At 63.3% G+C, this 15369-nt stretch carries 15 protein-coding genes and 1 tRNA gene; 7 read left to right on the forward strand and 9 right to left on the reverse strand.

The window, feature by feature from the left end; translation table 11 throughout:
- The first annotated feature begins 75 nt into the window (after positions 1 to 75).
- The 5 genes from eno to JOE66_RS06290 all read left to right on the forward strand — a co-directional run bounded on the left by eno (position 76) and on the right by JOE66_RS06290 (position 4199).
- Positions 76 to 1356 (forward strand): phosphopyruvate hydratase, encoded by a 1281-nt coding sequence (eno, locus tag JOE66_RS06270; RefSeq protein WP_205107747.1) that lies wholly within the window; start codon positions 76 to 78, stop codon positions 1354 to 1356.
- Positions 1357 to 1468: 112 nt separating this feature from the next.
- Entirely contained in the window at positions 1469 to 2089 is a 621-nt protein-coding gene (locus JOE66_RS06275) for an FtsB family cell division protein (protein WP_205107750.1), read from the forward strand.
- Positions 2086 to 2598, forward strand: coding sequence for a DUF501 domain-containing protein (locus JOE66_RS06280; protein ID WP_205107751.1), 513 nt, complete (start codon positions 2086 to 2088; stop codon positions 2596 to 2598). The genes JOE66_RS06275 and JOE66_RS06280 overlap by 4 nt, the downstream gene beginning before the upstream one ends.
- A 117-nt stretch (positions 2599 to 2715) precedes the next feature.
- Positions 2716 to 4113: an NAD(P)/FAD-dependent oxidoreductase gene (locus JOE66_RS06285; protein ID WP_205107754.1), complete on the forward strand. Its 1398-nt coding sequence runs from the start codon at positions 2716 to 2718 to the stop codon at positions 4111 to 4113.
- 12 nt (positions 4114 to 4125) lie between these two features.
- A tRNA-Leu gene (locus JOE66_RS06290) sits at positions 4126 to 4199 on the forward strand.
- A gap of 107 nt (positions 4200 to 4306) precedes the next feature.
- Here the strand turns inward: JOE66_RS06290 and JOE66_RS06295 are convergent.
- The 4 genes from JOE66_RS06295 to JOE66_RS06310 form a co-directional block, all read right to left on the reverse strand.
- The gene (locus JOE66_RS06295) at positions 4307 to 5143 is read right to left on the reverse strand and encodes a hypothetical protein (RefSeq protein WP_205107756.1); all 837 of its coding nucleotides are present in this window, start codon (positions 5141 to 5143) and stop codon (positions 4307 to 4309) included.
- On the reverse strand, positions 5140 to 5724 hold the full coding sequence (locus JOE66_RS06300) for an RNA polymerase sigma factor (RefSeq protein ID WP_205107758.1): 585 nt from the start codon (positions 5722 to 5724) through the stop codon (positions 5140 to 5142). Before JOE66_RS06300 ends, JOE66_RS06295 begins: the two co-directional genes overlap by 4 nt.
- 111 nt (positions 5725 to 5835) lie before the next feature.
- Positions 5836 to 6339: a DUF427 domain-containing protein gene (locus tag JOE66_RS06305; RefSeq protein ID WP_205107760.1), complete on the reverse strand. Its 504-nt coding sequence runs from the start codon at positions 6337 to 6339 to the stop codon at positions 5836 to 5838.
- Between the two features lie 217 nt (positions 6340 to 6556).
- Entirely contained in the window at positions 6557 to 7012 is a 456-nt protein-coding gene (locus tag JOE66_RS06310; protein ID WP_205107763.1) for a GNAT family N-acetyltransferase, read from the reverse strand.
- Positions 7013 to 7124: 112 nt separating this feature from the next.
- Between JOE66_RS06310 and JOE66_RS06315 the strand changes: the two genes are divergently transcribed.
- On the forward strand, positions 7125 to 8828 hold the full coding sequence (locus tag JOE66_RS06315) for an HNH endonuclease signature motif containing protein (RefSeq protein ID WP_205107764.1): 1704 nt from the start codon (positions 7125 to 7127) through the stop codon (positions 8826 to 8828).
- 95 nt (positions 8829 to 8923) lie between these two features.
- On the opposite strand, the gene JOE66_RS06320 is transcribed toward JOE66_RS06315, so the two are convergent.
- The 4 genes from JOE66_RS06320 to JOE66_RS06335 form a co-directional block, all read right to left on the reverse strand.
- Entirely contained in the window at positions 8924 to 9625 is a 702-nt protein-coding gene (locus tag JOE66_RS06320) for a dihydrofolate reductase family protein (RefSeq protein ID WP_205107766.1), read from the reverse strand.
- 110 nt (positions 9626 to 9735) lie between these two features.
- On the reverse strand, positions 9736 to 9972 hold the full coding sequence (locus tag JOE66_RS06325; protein ID WP_205107768.1) for a DUF4287 domain-containing protein: 237 nt from the start codon (positions 9970 to 9972) through the stop codon (positions 9736 to 9738).
- Positions 9973 to 10096: 124 nt separating this feature from the next.
- Positions 10097 to 11905: an ABC1 kinase family protein gene (locus JOE66_RS06330; RefSeq protein ID WP_372435479.1), complete on the reverse strand. Its 1809-nt coding sequence runs from the start codon at positions 11903 to 11905 to the stop codon at positions 10097 to 10099.
- Positions 11902 to 12453, reverse strand: a complete 552-nt coding sequence (locus tag JOE66_RS06335) for a PadR family transcriptional regulator (protein WP_205107772.1) — start codon at positions 12451 to 12453, stop codon at positions 11902 to 11904. Before JOE66_RS06335 ends, JOE66_RS06330 begins: the two co-directional genes overlap by 4 nt.
- Before the next feature lie 428 nt (positions 12454 to 12881).
- Here JOE66_RS06335 and JOE66_RS06340 point away from each other — a divergent pair, with 428 nt between their 5' ends.
- Positions 12882 to 14504, forward strand: a complete 1623-nt coding sequence (locus JOE66_RS06340) for a trypsin-like peptidase domain-containing protein (protein WP_205107774.1) — start codon at positions 12882 to 12884, stop codon at positions 14502 to 14504.
- Between the two features lie 9 nt (positions 14505 to 14513).
- Here JOE66_RS06340 and JOE66_RS06345 read toward each other — a convergent pair whose 3' ends face one another.
- Positions 14514 to 15362, reverse strand: a complete 849-nt coding sequence (locus tag JOE66_RS06345; protein WP_205107776.1) for an ABC transporter permease — start codon at positions 15360 to 15362, stop codon at positions 14514 to 14516.
- Between the last annotated feature and the right edge of the window lie 7 nt (positions 15363 to 15369).

Below are 15369 nucleotides of genomic sequence, written 5' to 3' on the forward strand. Positions count from 1 at the left end.
GGCCGCGGATGATCGAATCCCTCGTCGTCCGCCATCGTGACCCGTTCGTTCTCACCAACCCAAGGAGACTATCCAGTGGCATTGATCGAAGCCGTAGGCGCCCGCGAGATTCTTGACTCGCGCGGAAACCCGACCATCGAGGTCGAGGTTCTGCTCGACGACGGCGTGGTATCCCGCGCTGCCGTTCCGTCCGGTGCCTCCACCGGAGCCTTTGAGGCCTACGAACTGCGCGACGGCGACAAGAGCCGCTACCTCGGCAAGGGTGTCCTGAAGGCCGTCGATGCTGTCATCGACGAGCTCGGCCCGGCCCTCGAGGGCTTCGAGGCGAGCGACCAGCGCCTCGTCGACGGCGCCATGATCGCTCTCGACGGCACCGAGAACAAGAGCCGCCTGGGCGCGAACGCCATCCTGGGTGTCTCCCTCGCGGTCGCACGCGCTGCAGCAGACTCCGCCGACCTGCCGCTGTTCCGGTACGTCGGTGGTCCGAACGCCCACGTGCTTCCCGTTCCGATGATGAACATCATCAACGGTGGCTCGCACGCCGACTCGAACGTCGACATCCAGGAGTTCATGATCGCTCCGATCGGTGCAGACTCGTTCGCCGAATCCCTCCGCTGGGGAGTCGAGACCTACCACGCCCTCAAGTCGCTCATGAGTGCCAAGGGCCTGTCGACCGGCCTCGGTGACGAGGGTGGCTTCGCGCCGAACCTCTCGAGTAACGCTGCCGCGCTCGACCTCATTCTCGAAGCCATCACCAAGGCCGGCTTCACCCCCGGAAAAGACATCGCCCTGGCGATGGATGTCGCAGCGAGCGAGTTCTACCGCGACGGTGCCTACCAGTTCGAGGGCAAGGCCACCAGCGCCGTCGAACTGAGCGCGTACTTCGAAGGCCTGCTGGCAAACTACCCGCTCGTCTCGATCGAAGACCCGCTCGAAGAAGACGACTGGGAGGGCTACCAGCACCTCACAGCCTCCATTGGCGGCAAGGTCCAGATCGTCGGCGACGACCTCTTCGTCACGAACCCCATTCGCCTGGCCAAGGGCATCTCGCTCGGCGCAGGCAACTCGATGCTCGTCAAGGTCAACCAGATCGGCACGCTCACCGAGACCCTCGATGCCGTCTCGCTCGCGCAGCGTTCGGGTTACACCACGATGATGTCGCACCGCTCGGGCGAGACTGAAGACACCACGATCGCAGACCTCGCGGTCGCCACCAACTCGGGTCAGATCAAGACCGGTGCGCCTGCCAGAAGCGAGCGGGTCGCTAAGTACAATCAACTGTTGAGGATCGAAGAAGAGCTTGCTGAGGGTGCCGTGTACGCGGGTCGCTCGGCGTTCCCGCGTTTCAAGGGCTGAAACCCGCAGCTGAAATCGGTAGTCGATATCGGTAGTTCATATCGGTAGTTGATGTCGCTGGTTGAGTAGCGGCGAAACCTGTTACTCAACCAGCGAAAGCGAGGTACACACAATGCGGCCCCCCATTCTCGGAGCGCGGTCCACCTCGCCCGCCGCCGGCAAGCCGCGAAAGACAAGGGGCGTCACCGGTGCCTCAAGCGGCCCTGGCACCAGTACCGCTGGCGCGTCAACCAGAGTGACTTCCGGGGCCGCCAGTGTGGCCGGTTCGACGAACTGGTTGCGCAGCATCCGGTTATCTGGATTCACCGTACTCATGCTCATCGTGCTTGTGCTGTTCGTCGTCGTCGTGGCTCCCGGAGCGCGTGCCTTCTTCGAGCAGCGGCAGCAGATCGCCGACCTGCAGAGCCAGGTCCAGCAGGCGCAGGTGAAGAACACCGAGCTGAACGCCGACGTCGCGAGATGGAGCGACCCGGCCTATGTTCGCGCGCTGGCCCGTGATCGCCTGTATTTCGTCATGCCGGGAGAAACGAGCTTTCTCATTCTGAACGACACGACCACGACGGGCGGTGCGGCCGCGGCACCGGTGAGTACGAGCATCCAGTCGACCGACACAAACTGGCTGGCGTCACTGTTCGCGTCAGGAATGACCGCCGGGCTGAGCAACCAGACTCCCGAGCAACTCGGCGCGAGCGTCGGCGCTGACACGGGTACTAACAACGGAACATCCAAATGACAACACCTCCTTTCGACCCGGCCAGCACAAAAGACATCGCTACGGTCTCGGCCCAGCTCGGGCGCCCGGCCCGCAATGTGCTCGGGATCGCCGCGCGGTGCGTGTGCGGTGCGCCGACGGTGGTGGCGACAGCACCACGGCTCGATGACAACACGCCGTTTCCGACCTTGTACTACCTGAGCCACCCCGCGGCGACGGCGGCGATGTCCGGCCTCGAGGCCACTCAGGTGATGCCCGTGCTGCAGGACCTCCTTGCGACCGACGATGAGATTCGTTCCCAGTACCAGGCCGCACATGAGCAGTACATCGCCAATCGCGAGAGTATCGCGGTGGTCGATGAGATCGCTGGAATCTCCGCAGGGGGCATGCCGGTACGAGTCAAATGCCTGCACGCCCTCGCCGCCCACGCGCTCGCCGCAGGCCCCGGAGTCAACCCGATCGGCGACCTCGCGTTGGCAAAAAGCGACTGGTCTCCGCTTATATGCCAATGCATGGAGTATTCTGTATAGAGAGGCCAGTGCGGGCCAATGAACAGCTCCGCAGCTGCACCCCTTCCCAACCGTCCCGGCGCACGCTGCGGAGGTAGTAGCCTAATGGCTGAACCTTCACTGAGGAGATCCTTTACTGTGCCCAAAATCCTGATCGTCGGCGGCGGCTACGCCGGTTTCTATACCGCCTGGAAGCTCGAGAAGTCGCTGCGTTCCGGCGAAGCCGAGGTCACGATTGTCGACCCGCTTCCCTATATGACGTACCAGCCCTTCCTACCCGAGGTCGCATCCGGGTCGATCGAGCCGCGTCATGCCGTCGTCTCGCTCCGTCGTCATTTGAAGAAGACGAAGATCATCGCGGGCAAGGTCGAGAAGATCACCCACGCCGACAAGGTCGTGACCGTCGTCCCGAATGCCGGCGAGCCGTACGAACTCGAATACGACACGATCGTCGTCACCGCCGGCTCCGTTTCGCGCACTTTCCCGATCCCGGGTGTTGCCGATGAGGCGATCGGCCTCAAGACCATCGAAGAGGCCACGGCCATTCGTGACCGCATCCTCACCAACTTCGACAAGGCCTCGCAGCTGCCAGAAGGCCCCGAGCGCGACCGTCTGCTCACGTTCGTCGTCGTCGGTGGCGGCTTCGCCGGCATCGAGATCTTCGCAGAGATGCGTTCCTTCGCCAGCGCACTGCTCGACAAGTATCCCGAGCTCGCGTTCGAAGACACGCACTTCCACCTGATCGAGGCAATGGGCCGAATCATGCCCGAGGTCTCGCTGAAGACGGCGGGCTGGGTCATCCAGAATCTTGCAGAGCGTGGCGCAGAGATCCACCTCGAGACGCAGCTCAAGTCGGCCGTCGGCGGGGTCATCGAACTCTCGACCGGTGACAGCTTCGAATCCGATCTGATCGTCTGGACTGCCGGCGTCATGGCCAGCCCCATGCTCAAGAACACCGACCTCCCGATCGAAGAGCGTGGTCGCCTGCGCCTGCAGCCCGACCTCCGTGTCATCAACGATGACGGTGTAGTCGCCGATGCGTGGGGTGCTGGTGACGTCTCAGCCGTGCCCGACCTCTCCGGCGGAGGAGTCGGTGGCTTCTGCGTGCCGAACGCCCAGCACGCCGTGCGCCAGGGCAAGCAGCTCGCGAAGAACCTCGTCGCCGAACTGCGTGGCGAAGACGTCAAGGACTACTTCCACAAGAACGCGGGCGCCGTCGCCGGCCTCGGACTCGGTGTCGGTGCCTTCCAGTCCGGCAAGATCGGCATCACCGGCCTTCCGGCCTGGTTCATGCACCGTGGGTACCACGGCCTGGCCATGCCGAGCTGGGAGCGCAAGTTCCGCGTCATCTGGGGCTGGGTGAACAACTTCTTCCTCGGCCGAGACATCGTCTCGTTCGAAGCCCGCGTTCACCCGCGCGCGGCGTTCGAAGAGTTCGCCTCGCGCCCCCGGCCCGCGGTCGCCGCTGCTCCTGCCGGGCATCCTGCACCCGCCGGAGCGCCTGTCGCCGTTGGTGGAGCCGTCTCGAAAGAGTAGCCTTCACAGGTTGCCCCCATAGCCCAATCGGCAGAGGCAGTCGACTTAAAATCGACACAGTGAGGGTTCGAGTCCCTCTGGGGGTACTCGGCTCGAAGGCCCTACTTCCCCTTTTCTGCGGGGATGTAGGGCCTTCTGTTTGAGCGATCGGGCTTTTTGGGGGAGCGCTGGTGAGCGGGATGCTCGGGTTGGCTCAGGCCGGGCAGCGCTCGGAGGGCATCGTCTTCACGCTGCCGTTCTCGATAGGCATAACCGCTTCGTTGGCCACTTGGATCCTGATGACCTTGTCGTCGAGGAGGCCGAAGACGATCCACCCGCCTTTGCCATCGGTGAGACCGTAAAAGGGGTAGTCGTCGCTCTGGTACGTCCCTGTCTTCTCGATTCCCGGGTAGGCCGCGAGCAGTTCCTCTTTCGTCGAATCGATGCCGATCCCCGCGGTCGTCTTTGGCGTGGTCGACCGATTGTCGGTGACCCTTGTGCCGCCGGTGGCGAATGTGATTGCTGCAGTACTGGTCGGTTGATCAACCCCGCTCACAAAAAGGAGTCCGAAGCCGGTGAGTGCCTGGAGTTCCAGATATCCGCCGACGCACAACGGATCGGTGATGTCGGTGAACGCGGGGAGTGTCCGGCGTTGTTTCTCGAGAGTCGACCCGAGCTTCACCGGGCCGACGCCATCGAAACCGATGATCCACGTGCTGGGATCGGCGGCATCGACGATGGGCGTAGACGACGTAGAGGTCGGCGTGAATATCGGACTCGGCGTGGCCGAGGCAGGCGTCGGAGTTTCACTGGTCGTCGGCGCAGCACTGACAACCGGGTTCGGCGCGAACAGACCGGTGCCGAGCGCGTAGGCGACACCGCCTGAAAGGCTGACCGCCAGCACGACCAAGGCCGCGATCACGGCGACGCGCTTGCCGCGGGCCTGTCGCGACGTCGAAGTCGATGCCGAAGTCGATGCCCGAGCCGTCGTCACGACCAGCTCGCGAATCGCACTCTTGCGCCTCGGGTCGAAAGTCGGTTCGTCGTTCATCGTTCTCCTCCCGTCGGAGTGGTGGCTGGTTCGTGCACGAGTGCCGTCAGCCGTGCCCGGGCGCGGGAAAGGCGAGACTTCACTGTTCCTTGGGCGATGCCCAGCGCCGCGGCGGCCTCAGCGGTGCTGAGCTCTTCGAGGAGGCACAGTGTGATGACGTCCTGGTCGCGGCGGGGGAGCTGGGCGAGGGCCTGTCTGAGAGCGGCCCGACGGGCATCCAGATCGAGTCGCTCGTCGATCGCGTCGGCGTCATCGGGCGTGTCCTGAGGGAGCGGGAGGTGTTCGAGAGCGACACGGTAGCGGCGGGATGATCGGCTGAAGTTACGGAACACGAAGTTGGTCGTCACCAGCAGCCACGGGATGATCGAACCGTCGGTCACTCGCATCGAATCCCGCCGCCGCCATGCCTCGAGGAAGACGACCGCGGTCACATCTTCAGCATCGTGCACCGAGGCGGTCAGGCGCAGGGCGTGACGGAACACGCGATCGTGATGCAGGTCGAAGAGCACCCCGAATGCGTCGGCGTCGCCCGCGTTCACGCGCTCGAGCACCTGCCGCTCGTCTGATTCGCTTGCCCCCATATACCTATAGTGTCCGAATAGGGTAGGGCGGTTCCCGATGCACGATCTTCGGGAGTGGGCGATTCGGCGCAGGCTGCCACGATCGTCGAAGGATTCCGGGTTGGGGGTTTACTACCAGCCGAGGGTGCCCGGTGCTCCCTTGAACGGGCCGACGACGCGGGAGGTGATCCAGCCGCCGTAGAAGTCACCATCCTGGCTGGTCACGACCTCGCCGTCGACGGTGCACTCCTGCATAGCCGAAGGGTACACAGCGACCCGGCTGGCGAGCGACTCGTAGCCCGGCGCTGGGTCGGGGTAGTACCAGGCCGCGTTCGGGGCAGTCTGCGAACCACCGTGCACCGACAGGTACCCGGCCAGACCCTTGAACTCGCAGAATGACTGGCCACGGGCATCCGACAGGGAACCTGGGCGAAACGCAACCCTCGGCAGGTAGTAGACGGGCGGATGGCTGGTTTCGAGCACACGAACCGAATCAGTCGTGTCGACGATCGTCTCTCCGCCAAAGACGATGACGATTCGCTCGGTGGAGGGTTCGACTCGGGGCGGCCGCGGGTAGTCCCAGACGGACTCCTGGCCGGGGTTCGGTACCTCAGGGACGATCGGGCCGCGTTTCATACTGCGACGCTAGCGGTGTAGTCCGAATGGTGGCTGTGGCTTGCTGCGGCGGTTGGCTGCGGTGGTCGGCTGCCGATGGCAGATGGCAGGGGGTGGCTGCTGCTGATGCTGGATGTGCTGGATGTGGTGGATGCTGGAGGCTGGTATTGCTGTCGCGGTGGGGGAGGGAGGTTGCTGCGCGATGCGGCTGAGCGCTCGCGCGGCTGAAGCAACGGGCTCAGGATGCTCGCGGTTCTGTAAAGCTGAACATTGTGACGGGCGTGCCTGTGCCCTCCTGTGTCCGGTAGAAGTCGAGGGCGCCCACATCGTCGTTGTCGGCCACGACGAAGATGTCGTAAATGCCTTCGAGGGCTGCCGTCACGCGCAATTCGTGTAGCAAGCGTGCTGCGATGCCCTGTCGCCGGTGTTCGTGGTGCACGGCCAGGTCGTAGACGAACACCTCGGACTGGGCAGTTCGCGTCAGGGGAACCGTGTGAGCAGTGAGGCCGCCGATCACGTCGGAGCCCAGGAATGCGGCGATTGCCCAGAAGGAATCACTTCGCAGAAGGTTGTTGAGGTAGGAATCCTCGAGTGGATCGCTGGGTTCTTCGAACACGGCGGCCATCATCGCGAACGTGCGCGCGGCACGTGCCTCATCGCCGCGGACCAGGCGCGTGACTTCGACATCGCTCATCGCACGATCATGCCACCAGTGCACAGTGGAGGTCGGGCCGAAGTTCTCCACAGATTCAGAAAAAGGGCCGACATGGTGAGAATTACTCGAACATATGTGCGAAAATTGATTCATGAACGAACCTCATTCATACAGGCGAGAAGAGCAGCTGACCGCTGATCTCGAAGCCGCCTGCGTGCTGCTGAGGCGCTGTCGCGAGAGTCTCAGTGCCGGTTCGTCGACTGCGGGTTCGTCGACTGCGGGGTCACCTGCTGCAGGGTCTCTTGCTCCGGGGTCGCTGAATGCAGGGTCGCTGAATGCAGGGTCGTCGAATGCAGGGTCGCTGACTGCGGTGTCGTTGACGGTAGTGTCGTTGGCCGATGACGAACTGCTGCGTGTTGCAGCGGCAGCGGCCGAGGTCAGACAGGCTTGCGATTCCATCGAGGTCGCTCTCGCCGGGGAGATCGGCGATCGGTCGCGCCCGCAACTGGGTGGCGAACGCCTGAGTGCACGTAAGGGGTGCAGAAACGCCGCCGAGCTGCTGCAGCGCATCACCCGTGTGTCCTCCGCGACAGCAACCAGGCTTGTTCGGGTGGGCGAGGCTGTACGGCCGGCGATATCGATGACCGGTCAGACCTTGCCTGCCCGGTTTTCGATCCTCGGTTCAGCGCTTGAGAATGCCGACGTCTGCCTTGATGCTGCCAGCGTCATCGTGAATGGGCTGTCTGTTCCTTCGTTGCGAGCAGATCAGATTGCCGTCGATGCTGCCGAGGTTGAGTTGGTGGCAGCAGCGCTCGGGTCGAGCGTGGAGTGTCCGGTGCCGGCTATGGCCGATGATCTCCGGTTGCAGGCTGCGGTGTGGCGCCTGGTCATCGATCCCGACGGTGTCGAACCCGACGAAGAGCGCGCTATGTGCCATCGGTCGCTCAAACTGGGTCGAGCGACTTTTGCGGGTGTGCCGCTCTCCGGAGTGTTACTGCCCGAGGCCGCTGCTCGGTTGCAGAGAATGTTCGACGCCTATCTGTCTCCTGTGACGAGTGCGGTCGCTTTCCCGACCGACGCAGTGACGACCGACGCAGTGACGACCGACGCAGTGACAGCCGATTCCGCATGTGCCGCTGCCACGGGTGTCGCTGCCACGGGTGTTGATACAACTGATGCTGCCGACACAGCAGATGCCAATACTGCAGACGCAGAATCCATCGCAGCAGGAGAATTTACTGTTGTTGCCGACGACAGGTCGCGAGTTCAGAAACAACACGATGTTTTCCTCTCGATCCTCGACAGTGCGAGTCGCTCAGCAGACACCCCGTCGATCGGCGGGGCACCGGCGTCCGTTGTGGTCAGTGTTCGCGAGTCCGACCTCGTAACTGGCGCCGGGGTTGGGTGGATCGAAGGCAGTGACGTCCCGGTGTCAGGCCGTACCGTTCGCCAGCTGGTGTGTTCCGGTGGTGTGCAGCGTGTCGTGCTTTCAGACGAGGGTCGCATAGTCCGCTTGGGTGCCGAGCAACGGTGTTTCGACGGCCGGCAGCGTCGCGCAATCACTCTTCGTGACGGCGGCTGCGTGATTCCGGGCTGCCGGGTGCCCGCTTCGTGGTGCGAGATCCACCATGTCGACGAATTTGCCGACGGAGGGCCGACACACACCGACAACGGCGTGTTGTTGTGCTGGTTTCATCACCGAACCATCGATCACTCGGGGTGGGAGATCCGAATGCACGCGGGCGTGCCCCATCTCAAGGCACCACCCTGGATTGACCCAAAGCATCGTCGGTGGATGCCCGTGACGAAGTCCCGAACCAGATTGGCCCAGGCCTTCGATGACCGGGCGGAGTAGCGGCAATGCCCGTACCTCCCGCCTGATCATTGTGTTGCCGACCCAGCCGAGCGGGGCGGTCGGCTTCACTGGGGTCTGTCAGCCTATTCCAGGCATCAGACTCTGCGAATTGCGTAACGATGCATCGTCACGCCGAGGTCGAAACTGCGCTGTTCGAGGAGGTCGAGCTGGAGGGGTTCGGCGAGGGGCTGGTCCAGCGTGTCGAAGAGCGGCCTGCCGACTCCCAGAACAACCGGGTGAGTGAAAAGCAGCAACTCATCGAGAAGGTTGGCCTGCAGCAGTTGCGTCGCGAGAGTCGCTCCGCCAATGCCGATGTCTCCCTCCGTCTGCTGACGCAGCTCGGCGAGCTGTGCGATCGCGTTGCCGGCCACGCCGGGACCACTCTCGCCACCAGCGCCATCACCGGCACCGGCACCGCCACCGCGACTGTCGCCATCACCGTTACCGGCACCGACGCCGCCAACCCCGCCGATGATGCGAGTGTTGTGCCCAGCCGTCGTACGGGTGCGCGAGACGAGCACTTTGGGCATACTTGTCCAGATTTCGCCGAATTCACGGGCGTAGGCAGGAAGCGATTCGTCTGTGCGCGCATCGGGCCAGAACGGATCCATCATCTCGTAGACGACCCGGCCCTGCACCATCATCGAAAGAGCGCGGGCACGGGAGTTGAACTCGAGGTGCAACTGTTCGCTCAGACGAACCCACTTGGGGCCTTCGAGGTCGTTGTGTTCGCCTGTCTTACTGTCGATGAAGAGATCGAGCGAGACATTCATCCAGTAGACGAATCGACCGGCCATGAGCACTCCTTCGCTGGAAGTCCTCCCGATCCTTGTGGACGCCGTCAGAGGACGCGGTTCGGCAGCATTTCACTGAATGGTACTCCGGCGCGTGGGGGAGAGATCAAGTGTCACCCGCTCCGAGGTTCACTCCCAGGCAACGACCTGACGTAGCCGACGACGGCATTGGCGTGCCCGTGTCCCATGCCGTGTTCGGTCTTGAGCCACGTGACGATCTCCATGTGTTTGGAAGCAGGAGCGTGTTCCACCAGATCGAACCAGTACTGCATCGGATGCCCGTACTTCTTCTCGATCGACGGAAAGTAGCTCGCCGGGCCCTTCACTGCTTCTGACGCTGCTTCTGTCACTGTCTCCTCATCCTGTCACTGTCTCCTCGTCCCGTCACTGTCTCCTCAACTCTGGCTCCGCAGCTCTGCATCCGCAACCGTGTGACTTCGGCAGATGAGGAGCGATGGCTAAGGAATGACGGCGTCAGCGTTCGCGTCGACCTGCGAGCAGGGCATGCAGCAGCGGGATGATCGACCCGACCAGGAGCACGGTACCGAGTACCGCGTCGCTGGCGTGGAGCACGGCTCCGGCGATCACGAGAGCACCGAACAACAGTGCTGAGATCAGCCTTCGAGCCGTGCGCTCCAATCGAGCGACGCGCTTCTCGAGCGCAGGGCTCGAAACTGCCACGGTGCCGTCTTCGAAGCGGGTGATGAGGGAGTCGAGCCGTTTCGGGAGGCGTACTGCGATTCCGGCGGTCTCGAGGGCCTGCTTCGCGAAATCCTTCACGACGTTTCCGCCTTCGTCGCGCAGAAGCTTCGCGGCGTAGGGCTCGACGGAGTCCCAGAGGTTGAATGCGGGGTTGAGCGCGCTGCAGACGCCGGAGACCAGCGACATCGCCCGGATGATCAGCAGGAAGTTCTCCGGAAGCTGGACCGGCAGCGTTCGAACGACGTCGCTGAATTGTTCGGCGAAGGCGCGGAACTCCCGCGGATCCACTTCGCGCAGTTCGGCGAATCCCATGCCGCCGAAGCGGGCGAAGAGCTGGGTCATCGCCTTCTCGAGCTCGGTGGTATCGGCGGAGGGGAGAAGCACACCCACGTCACGGACGGCATCCACCAGGCCCTTGCCGTCGCGGGACGCCGCGGCAATCAGCATCTTTCGCAGGCCGCTTCGCGTGTTGCTCGGAACCTCGCCCATCATGCCGAAGTCGATGAAGGTCAGTTTCCACGGGCGAAAGCCAGCTGCGGGGGCACCTGCAGGAGAACTTGCAGGTAAGTCTGCGGGTGAACTAGCAGGTGAGTCTGCAGGAGAGTTTGCGGGGATATTCACCGTCTTGTCCACAGGCGTGACGAAGATGTTACCTGGGTGAGGGTCGGCGTGGAAGAACCCATTTGTGAACAGCTGGTCGAACATGACCGCAGCGAAGACGGGAGCCACTTCTGCGGGGTCGATGCCGGCCGCGATCAGGGCATCGGTATCGGTGATCTTAATCGCAGTGACGTCTTCCAGTGTGAGGACGCGCCGTGTGGTGCGTTCCCAGACGACTGCGGGCACGCTCACCCGATCGTCGCCTTCGAAGTCCGCGGCGAAACGCTCGGAGCTCGTGGCCTCGTGCAGGTAGTCGATCTCCTCGAGGCTCGTCTGCGCGAACTCCTCGACCAGTGCGGGCATATCGACCCGGTCAGAAATGAGTCGGACATGGTTGAGCCACCCGCCGACCCTGCGGAGTGCCGCCAGGTCGACTTCGATGATGGTGTCGATTCCGGGGCGCTGCACTTTCAGAACGACGCCGCGGAGTCCGGTGTCGGCGGAATCGAGTGGGCCGAGAATCGCCCGGTGGGCCTGCCCGAGCGACGCTGCGGCGACCGGGGTCTCGTCGACCATTGCGAAGGCACGATCCAGCGACACGCCAAGCTCCGCCTCAGCGAGCGCGCGGATAGCCAAGAACGGAACAGGTGGTACTTCGTCTTGTAGGCCCTCGAGTTCCTTCGTGATCTCCGGAGGCAGCACATCGAGTCGAGAGGACATGAATTGCCCGACCTTGATCATCAACCCGCCAAGGTCTACAGCGAGCACGTGGAACCGCTGCGCGAAACGGCGCATGCGTTTCGACCGCGTGCGCTCGGCGATGCTGGTGAGTCCGATGCGGGGGAGGAATAGTTCGTACCACCACGTGACAGCGAGGTTCCAGCCTGCGAACCGCAATATGCGCCTGTAGCGAGCGCGACCTGCACGGGCACCGGGAATCGAATGTTTCAGGTCCTGACTATCAGGCGGCACCCCCGTCAATCCTGGGCGAGGATCGCGTAGAGCCGTCGGCGCGCATCTTCCAGTACCGCCACCGCTTGTTTGACCTGCTCAGGTGAACCCGTGCGCCCCACCTGTGCTGCAGCCTGTGCGAGTTCGACGCCAGCTTTGGGCAAAGCCGTGAACCGGTGGCCGTCTTTCGACTCGGTCGATTCGTTCGCTCCGAACGTCGTCGAATCGCTGGCGGCGACTTTCTCGCGGCCAGCGTCGGTAAGTGTGTACGTCTTGCGGCCGTTCGACTCAGTTGCCTCGATGAGACCCTCGTCTGACAGCAACTGGAGTGTGGGATACACCGAACCAGCGCTCGGCTTCCAGCGGCCGCCGCTGCGCTCCTCGATTTCATGGATGATCTGGTAGCCGTGCATCGGCTGTTCCGCTAGCAGCGCCAGCACTGCCTCGCGAACGTCGCCCCGACCGACGCGTGTTCCTACGCGCTTGTCGAATGTCGTGCGCAACTGTTCCATCGCCTCCCACACGCCGTCGGTGTTGATGGCGCCGACGAATCTGCCTGACGTGAACGAACCAGTCATGATGAGCTCCTTTTCGAACCAATTGAAGATCGTTCACCGGGCATCCGGAAACGACGGGCTGGACGACGAACGATACTCAACGATATATGTCGCTGGGCGAAAGCGAAAGCGAAAGCGGAAGCGAAAGCGATGGTCACGGCGATGGTTGGAAGCCAGCCTTTTCCCCCAATGGGGGATTCCGCGACTGCCAGCATGTTGGTACTGTGGCGCCACTGATCGTATCCGCGACGCCGAGGACCATCTGCCATCCGACTCTGTCGTCGTCAGAGCTTGGATGGTGGGGATGAGGACAAATCATGTCCCAGACGGGTTCCGCACAGATTTCAGTACCATCACGGGGTGATCGTGGTGTGCGTCGCTGGCACGGCAGGCGACCAGCAGAAAGTTCCAGGCCCGTGGCGGGTTTTCTCGTGGGGGGTCTGATCACAGTGACTGTATTGCTCGGGACCGGAGTGGCTACGGCCAGCGCCGATACGGGCACTGATCTGCCCCAGGAACAGATCGCCGCGATCGGCGATGCCGGAACCGTCTACCTCAGCGGAACGTGGACGGGGTTTGTGAACTATCCCACGGCGGATGGATCGTACTCGTGGTCTGACCAGATAGACGCGGGCTTCAGTTGCAGCGGATTTGTGGCTAGCCCCGACGGTTACATTGTGACTGCAGGCCATTGTGCAGATGTGGCCGAAGGAAAGTCGGCGATTGTCGACCAGTTCCTGGCCAACGAGGTGGCGAAGGGCACGATCACCGACGCCGATGTCACTTCGTTCATCAGTGGTGGTGCCGAGGCCAACTGGCCGGTGGAGGGCCAGACAACCGGTTCATCGCCCGAGCTTGCGATGCAGGTCTACCCGGCCATCAGTATCACCGGCAGCAATGCCGCCGGCTACGCGGGTGTGCTGGTGGACGATCGGCCAATAAGCCAGGGTGACACCGCCCTCTTCAAGATCGACACCACTTCACCGCTGCCTGTACTTCTGGTCTCCGCGAACCAGCCGACGACGGGGCAGACGGTCAACGCGATCGGGTACCCCGGCAATGTCACAGCGCTCGTGAGTGGCAATCCGCAACCCACGTTCTCCAAGGGTGAAGTGAGCGGCCGGCAGCAGACCGCAGGAGGGCCATTCACGCAGATCGGTATCACGATGAGCCCGGGTATGAGCGGTGGCCCCGTGGTCAACGGCCAGGGTGACGTCGTCGGAACGGTCAGCTTCGGCCCGTCGAACGACACGCAGCAACTGAACTTCGCCACGGCGCAAGACACGATTGCCGCGATGCTGGCCAGAAACGGGGTCAAGAACACCCTGAGCGATATCGACCAGAGCTACCGCAAGGGCCTGAACGAGTACTTCAACGGCCAGTACCACGCCGCGGCGACGGACCTCGGGAATGTTGTCACGCGTCAACCGAGCAACGCCATAGCCCAGCAGTATCAGAGCAAGGCCATCGCCGCGTACCCGCAGGAAAACACAAACGGGTGGGTAATCTGGCTGATCGTCGGGGCAGTCATAGTGCTCGTCATTGTTCTCGTGGTCGTCGTGCTCCTCGTGCTCCTCCGCGGTCGGCGGCGCAGGAACGCTGCAGCGTCGCCCTCAGGCGTCACCGGTACCGACTTCACAGGTGCGGGCGCCCAGCAACCGGCTCACTACCCGCCTGCCGCGACAGCATATGCTGCAGCGCCAACGGGTGCGTATGCCACTGAGCCCGCACCGCCTGCCACGTATCAGGCTGCGCCCGCAATGGCTCCGACGACTGCTGTGTACCCTACACTTGCCGAACCCTTGCCTGCGGCACCGCAGGTCCCAGCTGTGGCCCCCTCCTCTGACGCATCGAATTCTGCAACCGCCGTCGGCTTCAAACCCAACCCAACGGATGCTCGAACTGACGAGTCGCCCGGCTCTCCGCTTCCGGCGGAGTCGATCACGGCCGAGTCGAACACGGCGGAGTCGAACACGGCGGTTTCCGAATTCATGTACTGCTCCAACTGCGGCGCGAAGAACAAGCCTGACGCACACTTCTGCCCGAGCTGTGGGCATGCCGTCGGAGCATGACTGCGTGATTCAGTCGACTGTTCCGCGGCGTCCGAATGTCTCGGCTTCGGGTTTCAGTGCCACGGCGCCGATCAGCCGCAGCAATATGACGGAGGTGAGGGTTCCCGCGGCGAGGATGCCCGCCAGCACGACGATCTGAAATCGGCCGGCCTCAAGCGGTGAGGCGCCCCCGAAGATCGCTCCGACGAATGCGCCGGGCAGCACGACGATTCCCGTGGTCCGTGTCTGGTCGATCGTGGGCACCAGGGCCGAGTAGATCGCTGTTCGGGCCAACTGGCGGGTCGACTCGATGGGCCGGGCACCGAGGGCGAGCCAGCCTTCGACCTCATCCCAATGATCGCGCACCGAGGTGTGAAAGCCGCGGCCGCTGAGCGAGGCGATGCTCATGGTGTTGCCGATGACGATTCCGCCGATCGCCAGGGCGTACCGTGGCGAGAACTCGATGGCACCCGTCGCGAAGACGATCACAAGCACCACGATGTTGCCGGTGAGCATGGCGATGGCGACCGACACGACTTGCTGATGGTTCGCGCTGATGCTGCCTGTCTGGATGGTGCTTGTCTGGATGCTGCTTGTGTGGATGTTGCTTGCGTGAATGCTGTTCGCAGCAATGCGCCGCGAAGCCGTGAGCACCGCGGCGAAGAACATGATGACGAGTCCGAGCGCGACCCACACGGGATTGGCGATGATGCCGCTGAGTACGACGCTCAGGGCGGCGAGTTGGAGCGCACCGCGCAGGATGGCCCTGATCGGCGCAGTCGCCCGCGGAACCTGCGCGACGGAAAGTACCGCCACAGCCAGGGATGCGAGAGTTGCCACGGCGACGATCGTGGGTAACAGCTCGGCAAGCCAGTCCATTTCTCCG

The organism is Subtercola frigoramans, assembly GCF_016907385.1.
GTDB lineage: Bacteria > Actinomycetota > Actinomycetes > Actinomycetales > Microbacteriaceae > Subtercola > Subtercola frigoramans.